This is a genomic window from Mediterraneibacter catenae (genome assembly GCF_008691045.1).
Taxonomy (GTDB): Bacteria; Bacillota; Clostridia; order Lachnospirales; family Lachnospiraceae; genus Mediterraneibacter; species Mediterraneibacter ornithocaccae.
Map to the genome: position 1 here is coordinate 1 of NZ_VMSO01000034.1, position 17600 is coordinate 17600.

Genomic DNA, 17600 nt, shown 5'->3' on the forward strand with positions numbered 1-17600 from the left:
CTTGTTTCGCTGTCTCTCGCGAGTCAGCTTAAATATAATACCATTCCGCTTTGCTGATGTCAACCATTTTTTACAAGTTTTTCAACATTTCTCGCATTTTTTCTCCCAGCACTATATATGGTATTTTTACACGATATTACCACACTATTTTCCTGATTTTTACAATTAACAGAGTTATATCTGTCTTGTAGTACACCATGGTTTAAAAAAACTACCGGACGACTCCAGTAGTTCTTTATAGATAATATCGAGCGGAGAAGGAGGGATTTGAACCCTCGCGCCGCTACTAACGACCTACTCCCTTTCCAGGGGAGCCCCTTCGGCCAGCTTGGGTACTTCTCCAAAACGGAGAGGGTGGGATTCGAACCCACGCGCCCTTTCGGACAAACGGTTTTCAAGACCGCCTCGTTATGACCACTTCGATACCTCTCCATAACACGCCGTTTATACAACGTTTTTTAATTTATGCCGCTCATATAGCAAATTATTACATTACTCCGTGCGACGTGGACTATTCTATCACATATCTAAAATGCATGTCAAGACTTTCTTTTCAAAAATACGTCCGCAATATCGAGATCCTCTGGTGTTGTGATCTTGATATTCTCGTAAGAGCCATAAAAGAGCCGGACAGAAGTCCCTGATATCTGTTCCGCCGCCATAGCGTCATCCGTCACACTGATCTCTTCCTGCTCCATAAGTACAGCATATGCTTTCTTTATAAGTCCTGTATCAAATACCTGTGGTGTCTGCACGATCCAGACGTTGCTGCGATCAGGTGTCTCTGTCACCATATTGTCGGAATCAGCAATCTTAATCGTATCTTTTGATGGCATCCCGGCCACACAGGCATGATACTCTGATACACATTCATACGCACGCTCTATCATTTCTTCATCTACGAACGGACGCGCCCCGTCATGGATATAGACATACCCTTCTCTGGTCTCCTGAAGTCCGTTCCAGACAGAATTGTACCGCTCAGCACCTCCGGGAATAATCTTACTCACTTTTGATATTCCGTATTTTTTCACGATCTGCTGCCGACAGTAATCTTCTTCCCCGGCGCCACATACAAGAATAATTTCGTCAATCAACCGGGAATCTTCAAACACACGCAGGGAATAATAAAGCACAGGCTTTCCTCCCATGAGCAGGTACTGCTTATGCACTTTTGTCCCCATCCGTTTCCCGCTTCCTGCTGCAAGCACGATGGCGGTACAGTATTTTTTCTCGTCCATATTTTATCTTTCCCCAAGTTTAAGATTCGGCACTGCATTCAGATCCCATCCATGCCGTGTTCCTGACAGATACTCGTAGAACGCCGCAGCTCCGATCATCGCCGCGTTGTCCGTACAGTAGACAGGCGACGGATGATAAAACTTCACGCCTTTCTCCTCACACGCCTGCTTCATAGCCGCGCGCAGAGCTGTGTTAGATGCCACCCCTCCGGCAATGGCGAATTTATACATGCCGTAATCTTCCACCGCTTTCATAGAATTCTCTACCAGCACTTCCACCACCGCTTTCTGGAAAGAAGCCGCGATATCCGCCGGGTCAAAACTCTCGCCTTTCATCTTACATCCGTTGATGTAATTCAGCACTGCCGATTTCAAGCCGCTGAAACTGAAATCATACTCTGCGCCCTCGATATGCGCCTTCGGAAACTTTACAGCGTCAGGATTCCCTTCTTTTGAAATACGGTCAATCTTCGGTCCTCCCGGATATCCCAGCCCGATAGCTCTCGCCACTTTATCATACGCCTCGCCCGCCGCGTCATCTCTCGTACGCCCAAGGATCTCGTATTTTCCGTATTCGCGCACGCAGACCAGATGAGTGTGCCCGCCTGACGCCACAAGACAGAGGAACGGAGGTTCCAGATCCGGGTGTTCAATATAATTTGCCGAAATATGTCCCTCGATATGATGTACTCCCACGAGTGGAAGGTTTCTGGCAAATGCTATAGCCTTCGCCTCAGCAACGCCCACCAGAAGTGCACCTACAAGCCCCGGGCCATAGGTCACTCCCACTACGTCGATATCATCCAGTGTCACATCCGCCTCTTTTAACGCCTCTTCAATGACCTGATTGATTTTCTCAATATGCTTCCTCGATGCGATCTCGGGAACCACGCCTCCATACAGCTTGTGCAGGTCGATCTGGGACGAAATAATGTTGGACAGCACTTCTCTTCCGTTGTGAACGACCGCCGCCGCCGTCTCGTCACAGGAGCTTTCGATCGCAAGGATATTAAGATCTCTGATTTCTTTCATGTCACGCCTCTCAATCTTCAAACATCAGTTCCGCCGACATCCCGTCTTTGCCGGCCTTTGCCGCCGGAAATATCTTCCGCACATCATCCATGTACGGTTCCGGCCTTGTCAATGAAGGACTGTAATGGGTCAGCCACATTTCTTTCACCTGCGCCGTACGGGCAAGTTCTGCCGCCTCGTAAAATGTCATATGCTTATACTCTGACGCTTTTGCAGCTTTATCCTTCTCCCCGTACATGCCCTCACAGATGAACAGATCCGACTTTTCTGCATTTTGCCGGATAGACTCTGTGGGTCTGGTATCTGTCGTGTAGGTCAGCTTAATCCCCTTACGCGGCGGTCCCAGAACCATATCGGGTGTAAAATGACCGTCCTCATTGTCGATCATCTCACCGCTCTGGAGACGGCTCCAGTATTTCAGCGGGATATCCTGTTCTTTTGCCTTTGCAGCATCAAACTTCCCTGCTCTGTCAATCTCCATCGTATATCCGTAACAGAGCACATTGTGATTGACACGGAACGCTTTGATGCGGTATCCGTTCATCTCAAATGTCTGCTCTGTCCCCTGGATTTCTTTATAAATGATGGAAAAAGGCAGTTCCGGCGCGATCACGCGAAGGCATCCCACCACACGCTCAAGTCCTTTCGGACCGATCAGAGTCAGGGGTTCCGTCCTGTCTGCATTTCCCATGGTGAGGAGCAGACCTGGAAGTCCGCTGATATGATCCCCGTGATAGTGGGTGAAGCAGATCACATCGATCGGCTTAAAGCTCCATCCCTTTTCTTTTATCGCAATCTGGGTTCCCTCGCCGCAGTCGATCAGCAGGCTGCTGCCGTTAAAACGTGTCATCAGCGCTGTAAGATAGCGGTAAGGCAGCGGCATCATGCCGCCGCACCCAAGCAAACAAACATCTAACATATATTTCCTCTGTCTTATTCCTCTATGTCCGCAGGCAGCTTAAAGGATGCGAGCAGCTTATCGTAACATGACTCGCACAAATCGAAACTGTGTCTTTCCCCGTCTTTGTCCGAGAAGTATCCCCACGCATAATCAACGCTGAACACTCCCTCTCTGGGGGTTCCACCCGAGACTTCGATCTCTTTCCCACACTGATTGCAGACGATCTTATTTATTTCTTTTGTTTCTTTCAATCGATACTGGCGCATACAATCTCCTCCTGTGTCTCTGCCTGCCCGGACAAAATATCCGGACAGTAGTAAACAGTTTTTTTCTTTTTGTTACGCCTACATTATATCGGACCGGCAGATTGATTCCTAGTGGGAACTGCTGCCGCTGTTATACGTTGATTTCCAGTTCTCTGCTCATGAGGATCGCATCTTCCTCCGGATCCTCGTAAAAGCGCTGACGGATGCCGTCTTCCTTAAATCCGGCGTTCGCATAGAGCGCTCTCGCTGCACTGTTGCCCGAGCGTACATCCAGAAGTATCTTTTTGATCCCTTCTGATCCACAGACCGACTCCAGCTCCGTGAGCAGCGCACGGGCTGCCCCCTGCCGCTGCAGTTCTTTTACAACTGCGATCCTTGCGATCTCAGCCTCATCCGCCGCAGTGTATGCAAGAAGATATCCTGCCGTCCGCCCTGCCTTTTCCGCGATCAGACAGATCGTGTTCGTCTGATCCAGCGTCTCCAGTATGGATTTCTCGCTCCACGCATCCGAAAAGAGCTGATGCTCCATCTCCGCAACCGCAGCACCGTCTTCCATGGTCATCCTGCGTACTTTCGGAACGGCATTTTTCTCCCGCTCAGCTCTCTCCCGCTCAGCCTGTGACTTTCTCAGGTACTCCGGTCTGAACTCCGCAGCCGACTCATATCTGCCCGCCTCGTAATAACGGATTCCAAGAGCTCCGACTGCCGCCGCTCTCTGCCTGTTCATAAAGGACGGCGCAAAGGAATAAGGTACCTTAAGCCCCTCAGCCAGCATTTCCTTATATACAGGCACACCGTCTCCCAAAAACACAACTCGTCTCCGGTAGACATTCAGATGACGGATCAGTTCCTCCACCGGAACTGCCATCTGCATTCTGAGCACCTGGAATACAGGCTCGTCATACAGACCGCCATCCTCATTCTTCTTATGAGAAAATGAATAAAGACCGGTATATACCTGTTTTCTCCTTGCATCCATAATTGGGCAGATGATGTCCTCACATCCGTACATGCTGTATGCCATGGCATCCACCGTCGGCACATGGATCAGCGGCTTATCAAGAGCAAGCCCCAGCCCCTTCGCCGTGGCAGAGCCTATGCGCAGTCCGGTAAATGATCCCGGGCCGCCTGCGACTGCAATAGCGTCTATATCTTTCAGATCTGCGTCTACCATTCTCACCATCTCATCGATCATGGGGAGTAATGTCTGTGAATGTGTCTTTTTATAATTCGTCGTATATTCCGCGATCGTCTGTTCATCCTCAACAATCGCGACTGTGGCTGTCAGCCCTGAGCTGTCTATCGCCAAAACTCTCATAATCTGTCCTGCTTTCTGTGATCTGCCGCCCTGTTTTATCTGCCGGGCTGCTCATTTGATCTTTATGCTCCACCTCATACAGTGAGCATCTTATTGTTTATCCACGTCAAGGATTGTGATCTTCCGGTAGTCAAATCCCTGCTCCAGATCCTTCTCGATCAGGATCTCCGTCCTTTTCTCCGGAAGGATCTCCTCTATAAGGTTCGCCCACTCGATCAGAGAAACGCCATCTCCCATGATGTAGTCTTCGAACCCGACTTCTTCCATCTCCTCCACATCACCGATCCGGTACACGTCAAAATGATAGAAAGGAAGTCTCCCTTCCTCATATACCTGTACGATCGTAAATGTAGGGCTATTGACTGGTTCCTCGATTCCCAGACCGCTGGCCAGCCCCTGCGTAAAAACAGTTTTCCCCACGCCAAGATCCCCGGTCAGGGTAAACACCTGTCCGGGAATCGCATGTTCTCCAAGTTTCTTACCTACGTTATATGTTTCTTCAGGACTTCTCGTCTCCAATACCATAAAGACATCCTCTTTCTTCTGCACCGCAGCTGCAATTAGTGATGGAACAGGCGGATACCCGTAAATGCCATGACCATACCGTACTTATTGCATGTATCAATAACATTATCATCTCTTACAGATCCGCCCGGCTGCGCAATATATTTTACGCCGCTCTTGTGCGCACGCTCAATATTATCTCCAAACGGGAAGAACGCATCAGATCCTAGAGACACATCCGTCAGCTTGTCGAGCCATGCTCTCTTTTCCTCACGTGTGAATACTTCCGGTTTCTCTGTAAAAATGTTCTCCCATGTACCGTCTGCGAGCACATCCATGTATTCTTCACCAATGTACAGATCAATCGCATTATCTCTGTCCGCACGTTTAATACCATCCTTGAACGGCAGTTCCATTACCTTCGGGCACTGTCTGAGCCACCAGTTATCTGCTTTCTGTCCGGCAAGCCGTGTACAATGAATCCTGGACTGCTGGCCCGCACCGATGCCGATGGCCTGTCCGTCTTTTACATAACAGACAGAGTTGGACTGTGTGTATTTCAGAGTGATCATAGAGATAGCCAGGTCCACTTTAGCTGCATCTGTCAGATCTTTATTATCTGTCACTATATTAGAAAAGAACTCTTTATCGATGTTAAGTTCATTTCTTCCCTGTTCAAACGTAATGCCATATACTTCCTTGTGTTCCAGCGAAGCCGGCACATAGTCCGGATCAATCTGAATCACATTGTAGTTTCCTTTTTTCTTCTGTTTCAGGAGCTCCAGTGCCTCCGGCTCATAGCCCGGCGCGATCACACCGTCGGATACTTCTCTCTTTATGAGTCTAGCCGTGTCCACATCACAGACATCAGACAGCGCGATAAAATCGCCAAACGAGGACATACGGTCAGCGCCTCTCGCTCTTGCATATGCGCTGGCAAGCGGAGACAGTTCGCCAAGATCGTCTACCCAGTAGATCTTTGCAAGTGTCTCTGTCAGAGGAAGTCCTACTGCTGCTCCTGCCGGAGAGACATGTTTAAATGATGTCGCCGCAGGAAGACCGGTTGCTTTCTTAAGTTCGGATACAAGCTGCCAGCCATTGAACGCGTCAAGGAAATTGATATATCCCGGACGTCCGCACAGCACCTGGATCGGCAGTTCGCTGCCGTCGCTCATATAGATTTTTGACGGCTTCTGATTCGGGTTGCATCCATATTTCAGTTCTAATTCTTTCATCTTTTCATCCGCTCCTTTTCTTGTTCAGCACAATCACTGGTTCTTATTTACGATCTTTGTCTCATAGTTCCCGGTCTCAATATCAATATAGCGGACGAAAAGAGAAACCTTATTATCCTCATTTAAACTGTTCCACAGAAGATCTGTGAACACGTCCATGTCATCCGGTATACCAATCAGTTTTGGTTCCCCTTCAAAGCTTGGAAGCGGATTTCCATCGCACATATATGTGTGGATGAAATGTCCTTCGCCCGCAGCCGGATTCTCGTAAGCAAATGTGTACCTGTTACATCCTTCCGGGCTTCCGTTATTGCTCTTCAGGATGGACATTGCGTAATTATAAGAACCATTCTCTATATGCATGATACCGGAGATGCGCGGTGTATAGTTCGGTCCGTCCGGCTCGAATTCTCTGGAACGGAGCGACTGTTCAAATGTAAGCTGCTTGTCCATCCCCTCATAAATCGTATCCGTCTGATCGCCGTTTGTCACGATCGTCTTGTTGCCAAGGACTCTGACCGGTGCATAGATAATCAGGCTCGGGTCAGTCAGCTTGGACGGATCAAACGCCTGCGTGCGTATTCCTTCTCCATCCTCCACAAATATTCGATTCCGGCTGTTCTCACTGCGTCCCATAATAAAATATGCAGTGACAGCTTTCTTTCCGTCCGGCGTTTTCCCGATGATGATCCCTCTTCCCGGATATGAATTATTTTTAAGTTCTTCTTCAATTGACAGCATCTTCATCTTACTGCATCTCCTTTCAATCTCTGTCTTCCTCTTTCTCGGACGCGCGGCGCTGTTTCTTTTTTCCTTCGCGTTCCTCACTGTCTTCTTCCGACACCTGCAGTGGCAGTATCTTCAGTCTCACCCTGCTGATTCTGTTGTCCTTCACTTCCTCTACAGTGAAGATCAGATTGCCCTCTTCAATCACATCTCTGTCATCTTTTGCCGGTATATGACCGAGCTTCTCTATAAGATAACCTGAAAGCGTATCATAATTTTCCGTCTCAAGCTTCAGATCCAGTTCTTCATTCAGATCATCGATCAGCAAGCCTCCGTCCAGACGGTAATCGTCTTCACTGATCGGCTCAATCTCCGGTATAACTTCCTCATATTCTTCATTGATATCGCCCATGATCTCCTCGACAAGATCTTCGATCGTTACGATACCGGAAAAACCGCCGTATTCATCAACCAGAATTGCCATATGACGCCTTGACGCCTGCATCGTGCGGAAAAGCTCGTCCGCCTCTTTGGTCTCGGGTACAAAGAACGGCTCGTGCAGCATCTCCCGGATATTCATCTGCTCCGGGCTATTCTTCCTGAGCTCGATCATCACGTCCTTAACATGAAGGACTCCGATGATATTGTCTATATTCTCTTCATAGACTGGTATTCTGTTGTGTCTTGTCTCCAGAATCTCATCTATTAACTCCTCGAACGGTTCGTTAATATCTATCGTAACGACATCACGCCTCGGAACCATAATCTCTCTTGCATTTCTGTCATCAAATGCAAATACCGAATCGATCATCTCGCGCTCATCATCATCAAATGTTCCGCTTTCATTGCCCATCTTGAGGAGAGCCTTGATTTCTTCCTCTGTGACAGCTTCTTCCTGATCCTCTGTTTTCATATGGAGTATTCTGAGCACCAGCTTCGTCGAAAAGGAAAGCAGTTTGATAAAGGGTGACAATATGATCGAGATATAGTGGATCGGCATAACAGTCATCATGCTGAATGCCTCTGCTTTCTGAAGTGCAATTCTCTTAGGGACAAGCTCTCCAAACACAAGATTGAAGAACATAAGTACCAGAGTCACACCGTTATGTGCAATCTGCGAACTGTAAGGAATACCCGCTCCGTGCATCCATTCTGCCAGTACCGGTGAAATACTTGATGCCGCAGATGCCGATGAATAGAATCCGGCAAATGTGATCGCTACCTGAATGGTAGAGAGGAATTTCGTCGAATCATCGAACAGCCCCTCTATCACCTTAGCCTTTTTATTTCCCTCTTCTGCAAGACTTCGTATTCTATTCTTATTGACAGATACGACCGCCATCTCGGCTCCGGCAAAAAAAGCATTCATCAGTGTGAAAAACAACAAAAGTAACAAGTCAAATAAAATAGTGTTCCCCGCAGGGTCCGCGTCCATAAAAATAACTCCTCCTAACAAAATATTATCAGGAGAAGTATATCATGTGCGTGCTATTTGCGCAAGTGCGGCTCTGGACTGTAATTATCTACATGTTCTGCAATAAACTGCTGCATCTCGCCCGCCGGTATCCCAAGAGCAAAAGAAAACTCGCTGTACAGAGCATGTTCCAGAAGCATCTGATACTTACGGTCCAGACTTGTCATACTTCCCCTGCTCTTCGTCCTCTTATACGTCGTCTTAAGGACTCTCACCCAGTTTTCCGGACAGAAATCCGCGATGCACGCCTTGTATTCCTGCTCGCGGAATTTCTCATTCTTCACATGCAGCACTTCGATCTCCGGGATACGTCCGATCAGTTCCAGCGCCTCTTCCCTGCTCACCGGACGCCGGATATTTGTATCGTCCTCTGCCGGCACATACGCCTTATCCCCGGCATCCTCTACAGACTGAAGAGTATAATACTGCTTGCTGCTGTCGACAAAAGAAAAATCAAGCGTCCCCACATCTTCCACCTTGTACAGTCCCCTGCACTTATAGACTACTGCGTCACCTCTGCTGAGCATCCAACTCCTCCTTCTTTTCTGTATATATCTGAGTTTTTCCATTTTCCCAAAGTATAGTCAAAGAAAGACCGATACAACACTGTAACGGCCTTCCAATGGTCTCACTATGATATATTTTAACACATTTTTACCACTAACGTAAGACTTTTCGCTATAACTGATTGATTTTTATTACTATTTCACATAAAAAGTGTGACAACATATTGTTCATATTCCACATATACTGTCATCATATTTCTGCGTTTTTCTCCTGCTCATCACCCGAACAGAATGTTCACAAGGGAGGGGACCACCGCGCCTATGATCATCAGCAGAGCCGCGATCAGTGAAATTACCCTCACAACGCTGACTTTTCTATCCGATGACCGTGCTGACCGTGCCGGAGTCCCGGCTTCTTCAGCATCCGCAGAGTCAATCTCTGATGTCAGAACAGATATAATTTCCTTAGCCCTCTCCACGTCTTCCTCATTCACGTAGATATCATTTCCGAACATAGAGGTCCCCATGTAGATGTTCATATAGTCGCCACTTCCTTTTGATTCGGAATAAGCCGGAATCCCCTGCTCATTGAGGGTTTCCGTGATCATATCCGCCTGCACGCGATCCGCGCATGAGCAGACCTTTACTGGTTTCATACCTTCCATAAACTTCATCCTCCCACAGCAATTGCACTATTCGCTCTTTAATATTGCTTTTATCTCCGGTATCGTTATTTTCTGTTCCCGCATCTGTCTGATATAAGTAATACGTTCAACGCTCTCTTCTCTTTTGTATCGTCTTGTCAGATTTTCTTCCGCCTGCTCAAAATGCAGCATACCTTCTTCAGTATAAAATTTCAGCGTACTGTATCTCACTCCGGTCAACCTCACCAGCTCTCCGATCGTGACATATTCCGACTTTTCTATAGTCTCCATGCTTCTCTGTCTTGACATTAACTCACCTTTTCCTTATCCTTTGCGGCTCCGGCACCGATTTCCCGCTCACATTTGATAAACAGGAACAAGATTCGCTCCTTGAATCGGTACTTTATACGCCCGCTTTACCGTCGGAAAGATACGATAATATGCATTATCTATCTTAAGAAGTGTTTCGCTGCCTGACTTTACTTCTTCAACATAATGGCCCATCTTCGATAAATGTTCCATTACCGCGATCCTTCTGCTCTGTACATCTGTTCCCAAAACTACAAAATCAATGAATATGGCTTTTCTCCTTTCCAGATACGGGAAAATGAGATTTACACCTTCTAAATAAGGGTTCTTAAATAAGTTGTGTTTTGCTCTCAGGAAACGGCCCGCAAAACTCTCGACCGCACTGTGAAATTCTGTCTGCCACATTGCGCGGAAGATTTCATTTTCCGCCGCGGCATCCGTCATTCTCCTCTGCACCTGATCCTGCTCTGATACAGAAAACAGATCGTGGATGCATCCGCTCTCTCGAAGCAGCCAAAGCAGCACGGCACATTCTGTGCTTATCACACCTTCTTCCAGAATCTCCGCCCGCAGTCCTTCTCTGATCCGGATGTACGTATCCTCGTCACTGCGATATGCTTTCAACTCGACTCCTGCGGTATAATAATCCATATCACATCCGAGGATATCCGGAATCTGTTCCATCAGGCCGTCCGCTTCTAACAGGCCTGCCATTTCCTCTTCTATCTGTTTCGCACCCTTTTTTCCGAGGTCTTTCGCCGCTTCTACAGCCTCATTCAACTTAGGAATAAATACAGCAGGGTCTGACTCTGCCTCGGTATACATCACTTCTTCCAACACTTTCGCTGCTGCGATCGCCCGTATTACGGCACTCTTTGCCACAGACGGATGAAGACTTTCCAAGCCGTCCAGCGCTATGACTGCATATTGCCGGGATAAAACTAATTCCTTCATGACCACGACCTCCTTTGCACTTGAATCACTTCGCCTTTAATTGTCATATTACTTATTACTTACTACTTACTTCTTATGATTTAATTATAAGCAGCAGTAGAGACTATGTCAAGCAGACATCGTCTGATTCTTCCGGCTTTTTTTAAGCTTTTTTAAAGATAACCTGTTTTGACCTCCCACTACATTATGGGCGTCTTTACTCCCCAGTTTCTATTATGTAATCATTTTCACCAGCCCCTTAAGCTGTTGTTGATTTCTTAAAATAGCATATTTATGATCTACTTGCCTGTCAGCGGATTGCTCTGTATACTGTCATAAGATTACAGAAAGAAAAAGTCTCAGAGCACCCTCCCTGGAAAGTCGTGTACTCTGAGACCCGGTTATAAAAACCATGGTTATTATATCAGAATACACACTGACCTACAAGGCGGACTCCGGTGTTTTTTGTTGTGAGCAGTGATGACACCCCTGTCTGCCCCGTCTGTGGCGGTACTTTGAAGTACCGCGATACCAGACCACGTATCCGGAAGAAGGAAGGCGGCCTGAAAGAGTATCTTATGATCCGCAGGCTCCGCTGTACGGAATGCCACCGACATCACAACGAGCTTCCTGATTGCCTTGTACCCCACAAGCATTATGAAGCCGAGGTGATCTCCGGCGTGCTCGACGGGATCGTAACATCGGAGGATGCTGATTCGGAAGACTCTCCTTCCCTGCTGACCATGTTACGATGGCTCCAGTGGCTTCTGATGAACCTCGCAAATATTGAAGGATTCCTGCGCAATGCCGGATACCGGATACTTGGATTGGGAGAAGAACTTCTTTTCTCCCATGCGTCACTGCTCGATACCATACGCCAAACACATCAGGACTGGCTGGAGCGTATCCTCCGTATCATCTACAACAGCGGCGGCTTTTTACCTGCTGTACCATGGTGATGCTATTGCACCTGTTTTGATTCGTCTGTCACCGGATCAGCAGGTATAGTGGTCTCAGAAGGAGGTCACTATATATGAATACCAATACAAACAGAATCAAACAATGGCAGGAACAGGAAGCCCTTTCCCGATTCCAGCTGATCGCACCGCTGCTTCAGGAAGATCTGGACGATGCAAAGAGACTGCAGCTCCGGAAACAGATTGCTCAGGACAATGATATTTCCGTCCGGTCCATCTACCGCTATGAAAAGGCCTACCGTGAAGGACAGTTTGCCGGCTTAAAACCAGCCGCACGCGAAAAACGCCGTTCACAGAAACTTCCGGAAAACTTTGATCTTCTGCTTGAGCAGGCGGTCCAGCTCCGTAAAGAAGTCCCGGAGCGGTCTGTCGCACAGATCATCTGCATCCTGGAACTGGAAGGCTATGCTGCACCGGGAGTCCTGAAACGCTCCACTCTGGAACAGCACCTGTACCGGGCTGGTTACGGAAGGGAACAGATGCAGATGTACCGCGATGCGCGGGGAAGTTCTTCCAAACGTTTCTGCAAACCGCACCGTATGATGCTGGTACAGGGGGATATCAAGTACGGCCCGAAACTTCCGATTGGGAAAAATGGTGCCAGAGTACAGACGTATCTTTCCTCTGCAATCGATGACCATTCCCGCCTACTGCTGGCTTCCCGTTTCTATGACAGCCAGGAGGAAGCCATTGTTGAGGATACGTTCCGCCAGGCGATCCTCCGATACGGAAAGTTTGATGCCTGCTACTTTGATAACGGTTCCCAGTATATCGCCAGACAGATCAGGCTCTCTCTTTCAAGACTGGGGATTCGGGTCCTCCATGCAAAACCGCGGAGCGGCAAAAGCAAAGGGAAGATTGAAAAGTTCCATCAGGTAGTGGATATGTTTAACCGGGAGGCAAAACTAAAAAACATCAAAACTCTGGAAGAGCTGAACCGGCTGTGGGCCGTGTTCCTTGATGCGTACTATCATCAAAAGCCCCATGAAGGGATCAGCGAATACTACGAAAGCCTTGGTGCGGCAGTCCCGGAATCAGGGATCACTCCCCTTCAGGAATGGAACCGTGACAGCCGTCCCCTGACCTATCTGGATGTCTCTGTTGTATCCGAAGCATTTCTGCACCATGAGACACGTAAAGTGGACAAGGGCGCCTGTATCAGTTTCAGGGGCAGAAAGTATGAAACGAAACCGGCTCTGATCGGATATAAGGTTGAGATCTCCTATGATCCTGCAGCTCCCGAAACCATTACGGTAAGTTATCCGGGATACGAGCCGTTTACCGCACAGCCGGTCAGGATTGGCGAGTTCTGTGATAAGAACCCAACACTTCCTGCTGCGATGCAGGAACAGACTCCGACAACCTCGCGCTTCCTTGATGCGCTGGAAAAGAAACATTCGGAATCGACCCGCCAGATGGCCGATGCAATCTCCTTTGCTTCCTATCGGAAGGAGGTGGATGATCATGTATGAATCCTTCTTTGGAATGGAGCATACACCCTTTGTCCGTGATATCCCAGCTGAGAAACTCTATGAGTCTGATGCATTCCGGGAAACGCTCGGCAGGCTCTGCTATGTAGCAGACCGGCAGATGTTTGCGGTCGTAACAGCAGATCCCGGCTGTGGAAAATCCACGCTGATCCGCAGGTTTTATTCGGAACTTCCGAGGGAAGAATATATCATCCTGTATCTTTCCGATTCCAAGCTGACTCCGCGGTGGTTTTATAAGGGGATGCTGGACCAGCTGGGGTTGGAAGCACGGTTCTACCGCGGCGATTCCAAACGTCAGCTCCAACAGCAGATCGAGATCATCCATGGTGTCCAGCATAAAAAAGTGGTATGCGTTCTGGATGAGGCACACCTGCTGGAGAAAGAAACACTGGAAGAATTCCGTTTCCTTCTAAACTACAGGTTCGATTCTGTAAGTCCCATGGCTGTCGTGCTCGTAGGGCAGACAGAACTGTGGGACAACAAGCTGAAACTTCAACGGTACGCGGCGATCCGCCAGCGGATCGATATGTACTGTACACTCCCGCATCTGGACCGGGCAGAGACAGAACAGTATGTCAAAAGCCATATGGATTATGCGGAATGCAGCCAGGAGATCTTTACAACCAAAGCAATGGACGAGATCCATAAAGCTTCGGCCGGGATTCCGAGAATGGTCAACCGGGTGTGCGAAAAATCGCTTATGTATGCGTTCCAACAGCAAAAACGGCTGATCGATGATTACATGATCAAGTATGTAGTGGAACACGAAATGCTTGGAACCGTAACCGGATAGAGAAGGTGCCGTCCGGAATCCGGACGGCCCATACATCAGCTATCACGGTGACAGTAAACTTAGCAGCTTAAAGACAACTCATGAGAGCAGTCTGGTGACAGCTCATGAAATCAGCAACACTTAAGCTTCGCAAAAAATACCAGCCATCATATGTAGCTGGTATTAAAACACAATTAGATATTCTGTTTTTACTTTCTATTTGTAAATTTGTTGATTCCAGAAAATACTAACGTATCAATTCGCATTGTTACGTACGCAAGCAGAAAAATGATAATATACATCACAACATACAGATATATTTCCGGCTGCCCATTTTTAAAAAATATCTTATAAACAATCAAATGTACTAAATATAGTTCAAAAGTCATTCTGTTTATAAACTGTAATACACGGCTATCAATTTGTACTTTTATTATCAAAAGATACAATTCAAGCAAAAATATGACAGGACAAAAATACTGTAATTCACTGATCCCATTGCGATATGAATATTCTGATACCAAAAACAAAATGGTCGAACATGTAAATGCTCCTGCATAAAATTTTATCCGGCCATATACGGCGCTTTCAGTAATTGACATACACAGGACAAGGCGTTCCCTGCGCGGCAAAATCACTTCCATGCAGAGAAAGCTTTTTTGATCTTCTACAACCTTTTAATGTTCTGCAGCCTTGTAGGGCTTCTATAATCTACAGTAAATATCTGTAAGCAAGTCTTTCTATCGTCCTGGTGTCCAGAACAATTTTCCCTGTCTCGAATGTAAGAATCAGACGCTCGCCGGGATAAATGCCGTTTTCTTCATATGCCTGTATTTTTCTCACTGCATTCTGTGCATATACCGGATCATCCATTCTGCCGTCATGCTCCCAGTAGATTTCCTGCTTTGTCTTTCTGGAAAGAAAAGTGAAATCCGGATGAACTGTGCCAAAACGTTTTAAATGCAAGGGGCATTCATATTTGTATAAAATACCGTTCCGGCAAAAAAAGTCTGCAAGGATTTTTTCTGATTTTGAACGCACTCGTTCGCCCTTCTCCGTTAATATCACAGGCATATCTTCCTGAAATTCTTTTCTCTTGTAATCTTCAGCAGCCCACTTGCTCAATTGCTGTTCCCAGACAGGTTCGGCCGGCTTAATCAGCTTCTGTCTTTCAGGATGTTCGGCCTGAAAAATTTTTTCAATTTCTTCCTCGTCATAATCTTTTGTAATTCTTCTGATTTGGGACAACCTTTTTTCAACAAGTTTCATTATCTTTTCATCGTAAGATTTTGGGGCCAGTCTATACGCCATTTTCTCCTTCTCTCTTGGAAGATATTCCCCGTTTTTTCTCCCTCCCGGCACGCAGTAATAATACTGAACACATTTGTTACTGCTGGACAGGCGCAGTTTCCCTGGAGGGGCATCTTTCAGTTGTTCCGAAGTCTTCTGAAGTATCTTCTCCAGTCTGTTCTGCTCCTGTAATAACATCTCTCTAAGGTCTGCCATATAATTTCCCTTTCTACTTTTACATTTCCTGAATAAAACATGTCTGAAATAACAGACAATGTCCTGTTATAGAGTAACTTGAAATAATAACTTCTGGAATTTATATTGATTTACGGTTGTGAATTGATTTATAGACTGTAAAACCGTAGTCTTTTCTTGTCTTATACGGTATTAGCGTCGGGTTAAAATAACCATCTAGTGTCAGGCTAAAATAGCCAATCCTAGTCAAATTAAAAAAGCCATTACATACAGGTCTTCATCCTCTTATACTGATGATAAGCCAATGCATCAGAAAAGGAGGATTTATGCACGAAGATGCTACATGTAATGACTTACAAAAAATCATAACACAAGCAATCAACGAAATAAAGCAGGAACAAGGCGAAAATTTCAACCTTGCCAAAATTAATCTTGCAGAACTGGAACGCCGAACCGGGCTCAGCAGATCCAGGCTAAGGCACTTAAAAGAAAATAACTTTATTGTTACGCCACATGGGAGGACAGGACAAAAAGCAACAGCTACGGTTCTGACCGGATATAGCGGCATTATTGACGGACTGCTCCGAAAAGGCGTCACGAATTCTTCTGTATGCTTTGAGCGGCTGCAGGAAGCTGGATATACCGGTGGGTTAACAACCGTAAAAACTTATATCGCTGATCACCGGGATCTTGTCCCGCCCAAGCGTCAGCTCGTTGCCCCTCAGGGAAACCGGGGACGCAGATATCAAACTTCCCCTGGGGAATCCTATCAGATGGACTGGGGCTTTGTCCAGGTAGATACAAATACCGATGCTTCCTATAAGGTCGCATGTTTTGCTATGATCTGCCATCATTGCGGGGAAAGATACATCGAATTCTTCCCCAATGCCAGACAGGAAAATCTTTTTATAGGGATGATCCATGCTTTTACTTATATGGGAATCCCGCACTATATACTGACAGACAACATGAAAAGTGTCGTGATCCGGCGTGATCCAGAGGGACATCCTATCTGGCAGAAAGATTATAAAGTGTTCATGGAAACGATCGGTTTCCAGACGAAGCTCTGTAAACCAAGGCATCCTTTCACCAAAGGAAAGGTGGAGCGCCTGATCCGCTTCGTAAAAGATAACTTCCTTGCTGGCAGAGTTTTTGGCACGATTACCGAATTAAATCTGGAAGCCATCGGATGGTGCAAACGCCAGAACAGCATATACCATAAAGCAGTGGACTGTATACCCTGTGAAAAGCATCAGGAAGACTGCATGGCTGTTGCTTCCGTATTAACAAAAACACAGGCACTTGCTTTCTATCTCTGTCCGGAAAGAAAAATTTCTTTCGATGGATTTGTCCATTATGAAGGGCGGCGCTTCGGCGTCCCGTACTGGTACACCCAGAAGACCTGCAGGATCCGGAGAGATTCCTTTACCCTCTATATCTACGCATCCGATCTCAGCAAAGTCCTGACCACCCATGATGTTACCTGGATGAGAAGAGACAGTTTCTGCCGGGATCAGTATGTGACAGAACAGCCGGAAGAAGTCCCATCAATGCCGGTCAAAACCCGGATCTTTCAGATAGAGCCACCCAAACAGCACTCCGGATTTGAAAAATTCAACTTTGAGGAGGGCCTGTGGGATGAATGAATCAATACTTGAAAGAATCCAGTCCAGTGCAAAGGCACTGAAGATCGATCTTTATACAGCAGAACTGGCCAGCTATGCCGATGAAAAAGAACTTACGCCGGAAACTCTGGAGGCAGTCTGCGGAGTTTTTGAATACCTGGA

The 17600-nt window shown here is 46.9% G+C and carries 19 protein-coding genes and 2 tRNA genes; 4 read left to right on the plus strand and 17 right to left on the minus strand.

Going from position 1 to position 17600, the window contains the following annotated elements:
- Positions 1 to 252 precede the first annotated feature (252 nt).
- The 15 genes from FNY66_RS14490 to FNY66_RS14560 form a co-directional block, all read right to left on the minus strand.
- A tRNA-Ser gene (locus FNY66_RS14490) sits at positions 253 to 342 on the minus strand.
- A gap of 4 nt (positions 343 to 346) precedes the next feature.
- A tRNA-Ser gene (locus tag FNY66_RS14495) sits at positions 347 to 432 on the minus strand.
- A gap of 107 nt (positions 433 to 539) precedes the next feature.
- Positions 540 to 1241: a 2-C-methyl-D-erythritol 4-phosphate cytidylyltransferase gene (ispD, locus tag FNY66_RS14500; protein ID WP_087152556.1), complete on the minus strand. Its 702-nt coding sequence runs from the start codon at positions 1239 to 1241 to the stop codon at positions 540 to 542.
- A gap of 3 nt (positions 1242 to 1244) precedes the next feature.
- The gene (gene tsaD, locus FNY66_RS14505) at positions 1245 to 2273 is read right to left on the minus strand and encodes a tRNA (adenosine(37)-N6)-threonylcarbamoyltransferase complex transferase subunit TsaD (protein ID WP_087152555.1); all 1029 of its coding nucleotides are present in this window, start codon (positions 2271 to 2273) and stop codon (positions 1245 to 1247) included.
- Positions 2274 to 2283: 10 nt separating this feature from the next.
- Positions 2284 to 3192 carry a ribonuclease Z gene (locus FNY66_RS14510; protein WP_150311601.1) on the minus strand — a complete coding sequence of 303 codons (909 nt, stop codon included), beginning with the start codon at positions 3190 to 3192 and terminating at the stop codon, positions 2284 to 2286.
- Between the two features lie 14 nt (positions 3193 to 3206).
- Positions 3207 to 3440 carry a hypothetical protein gene (locus FNY66_RS14515; protein ID WP_087152553.1) on the minus strand — a complete coding sequence of 78 codons (234 nt, stop codon included), beginning with the start codon at positions 3438 to 3440 and terminating at the stop codon, positions 3207 to 3209.
- Positions 3441 to 3570: 130 nt separating this feature from the next.
- On the minus strand, positions 3571 to 4758 hold the full coding sequence (gene tsaB, locus FNY66_RS14520; protein ID WP_087152552.1) for a tRNA (adenosine(37)-N6)-threonylcarbamoyltransferase complex dimerization subunit type 1 TsaB: 1188 nt from the start codon (positions 4756 to 4758) through the stop codon (positions 3571 to 3573).
- Positions 4759 to 4848: 90 nt separating this feature from the next.
- Positions 4849 to 5283: a tRNA (adenosine(37)-N6)-threonylcarbamoyltransferase complex ATPase subunit type 1 TsaE gene (tsaE, locus tag FNY66_RS14525; RefSeq protein ID WP_150311602.1), complete on the minus strand. Its 435-nt coding sequence runs from the start codon at positions 5281 to 5283 to the stop codon at positions 4849 to 4851.
- 35 nt (positions 5284 to 5318) lie between these two features.
- Positions 5319 to 6497 (minus strand): phosphoribosylaminoimidazolecarboxamide formyltransferase, encoded by a 1179-nt coding sequence (locus tag FNY66_RS14530; RefSeq protein ID WP_150311603.1) that lies wholly within the window; start codon positions 6495 to 6497, stop codon positions 5319 to 5321.
- Positions 6498 to 6530: 33 nt separating this feature from the next.
- Positions 6531 to 7244: an IMP cyclohydrolase gene (locus FNY66_RS14535; protein WP_150311604.1), complete on the minus strand. Its 714-nt coding sequence runs from the start codon at positions 7242 to 7244 to the stop codon at positions 6531 to 6533.
- 16 nt (positions 7245 to 7260) lie between these two features.
- Positions 7261 to 8658, minus strand: a complete 1398-nt coding sequence (locus FNY66_RS14540; protein ID WP_087152548.1) for a hemolysin family protein — start codon at positions 8656 to 8658, stop codon at positions 7261 to 7263.
- Between the two features lie 53 nt (positions 8659 to 8711).
- Complete coding sequence (locus FNY66_RS14545; protein WP_150311605.1) at positions 8712 to 9224, minus strand: CarD family transcriptional regulator; 513 nt, start codon at positions 9222 to 9224, stop codon at positions 8712 to 8714.
- A gap of 257 nt (positions 9225 to 9481) precedes the next feature.
- Complete coding sequence (locus tag FNY66_RS14550; protein WP_150311606.1) at positions 9482 to 9868, minus strand: putative signal transducing protein; 387 nt, start codon at positions 9866 to 9868, stop codon at positions 9482 to 9484.
- 27 nt (positions 9869 to 9895) lie between these two features.
- Positions 9896 to 10156 carry a helix-turn-helix domain-containing protein gene (locus FNY66_RS14555; protein WP_087152565.1) on the minus strand — a complete coding sequence of 87 codons (261 nt, stop codon included), beginning with the start codon at positions 10154 to 10156 and terminating at the stop codon, positions 9896 to 9898.
- A gap of 48 nt (positions 10157 to 10204) precedes the next feature.
- A complete protein-coding gene (locus FNY66_RS14560) occupies positions 10205 to 11110 on the minus strand; it encodes a hypothetical protein (protein ID WP_150311607.1) in 906 nt (301 codons plus the stop codon).
- Positions 11111 to 11547: 437 nt separating this feature from the next.
- Between FNY66_RS14560 and FNY66_RS15560 the strand changes: the two genes are divergently transcribed.
- The 3 genes from FNY66_RS15560 (at position 11548) to FNY66_RS14575 (ending at position 14349) form a co-directional block, all read left to right on the plus strand.
- Positions 11548 to 12048 (plus strand): DUF6431 domain-containing protein, encoded by a 501-nt coding sequence (locus FNY66_RS15560; protein WP_190324851.1) that lies wholly within the window; start codon positions 11548 to 11550, stop codon positions 12046 to 12048.
- A gap of 74 nt (positions 12049 to 12122) precedes the next feature.
- On the plus strand, positions 12123 to 13538 hold the full coding sequence (locus FNY66_RS14570) for a DDE-type integrase/transposase/recombinase (protein WP_150311608.1): 1416 nt from the start codon (positions 12123 to 12125) through the stop codon (positions 13536 to 13538).
- Complete coding sequence (locus FNY66_RS14575) at positions 13525 to 14349, plus strand: ExeA family protein (protein WP_324613926.1); 825 nt, start codon at positions 13525 to 13527, stop codon at positions 14347 to 14349. Before FNY66_RS14570 ends, FNY66_RS14575 begins: the two co-directional genes overlap by 14 nt.
- A gap of 188 nt (positions 14350 to 14537) precedes the next feature.
- Here the strand turns inward: FNY66_RS14575 and FNY66_RS16250 are convergent, their stop codons facing one another.
- Both FNY66_RS16250 and FNY66_RS14580 read right to left on the minus strand, forming a co-directional pair.
- Positions 14538 to 14972, minus strand: a complete 435-nt coding sequence (locus FNY66_RS16250; protein WP_408631291.1) for an acyltransferase family protein — start codon at positions 14970 to 14972, stop codon at positions 14538 to 14540.
- A 67-nt stretch (positions 14973 to 15039) separates the two neighbouring features.
- The gene (locus FNY66_RS14580) at positions 15040 to 15834 is read right to left on the minus strand and encodes a hypothetical protein (RefSeq protein ID WP_150311609.1); all 795 of its coding nucleotides are present in this window, start codon (positions 15832 to 15834) and stop codon (positions 15040 to 15042) included.
- Between the two features lie 305 nt (positions 15835 to 16139).
- Between FNY66_RS14580 and istA the strand changes: the two genes are divergently transcribed.
- A complete protein-coding gene (gene istA, locus FNY66_RS14585) occupies positions 16140 to 17459 on the plus strand; it encodes an IS21 family transposase (RefSeq protein ID WP_070088856.1) in 1320 nt (439 codons plus the stop codon).
- Positions 17460 to 17600 lie beyond the last annotated feature (141 nt).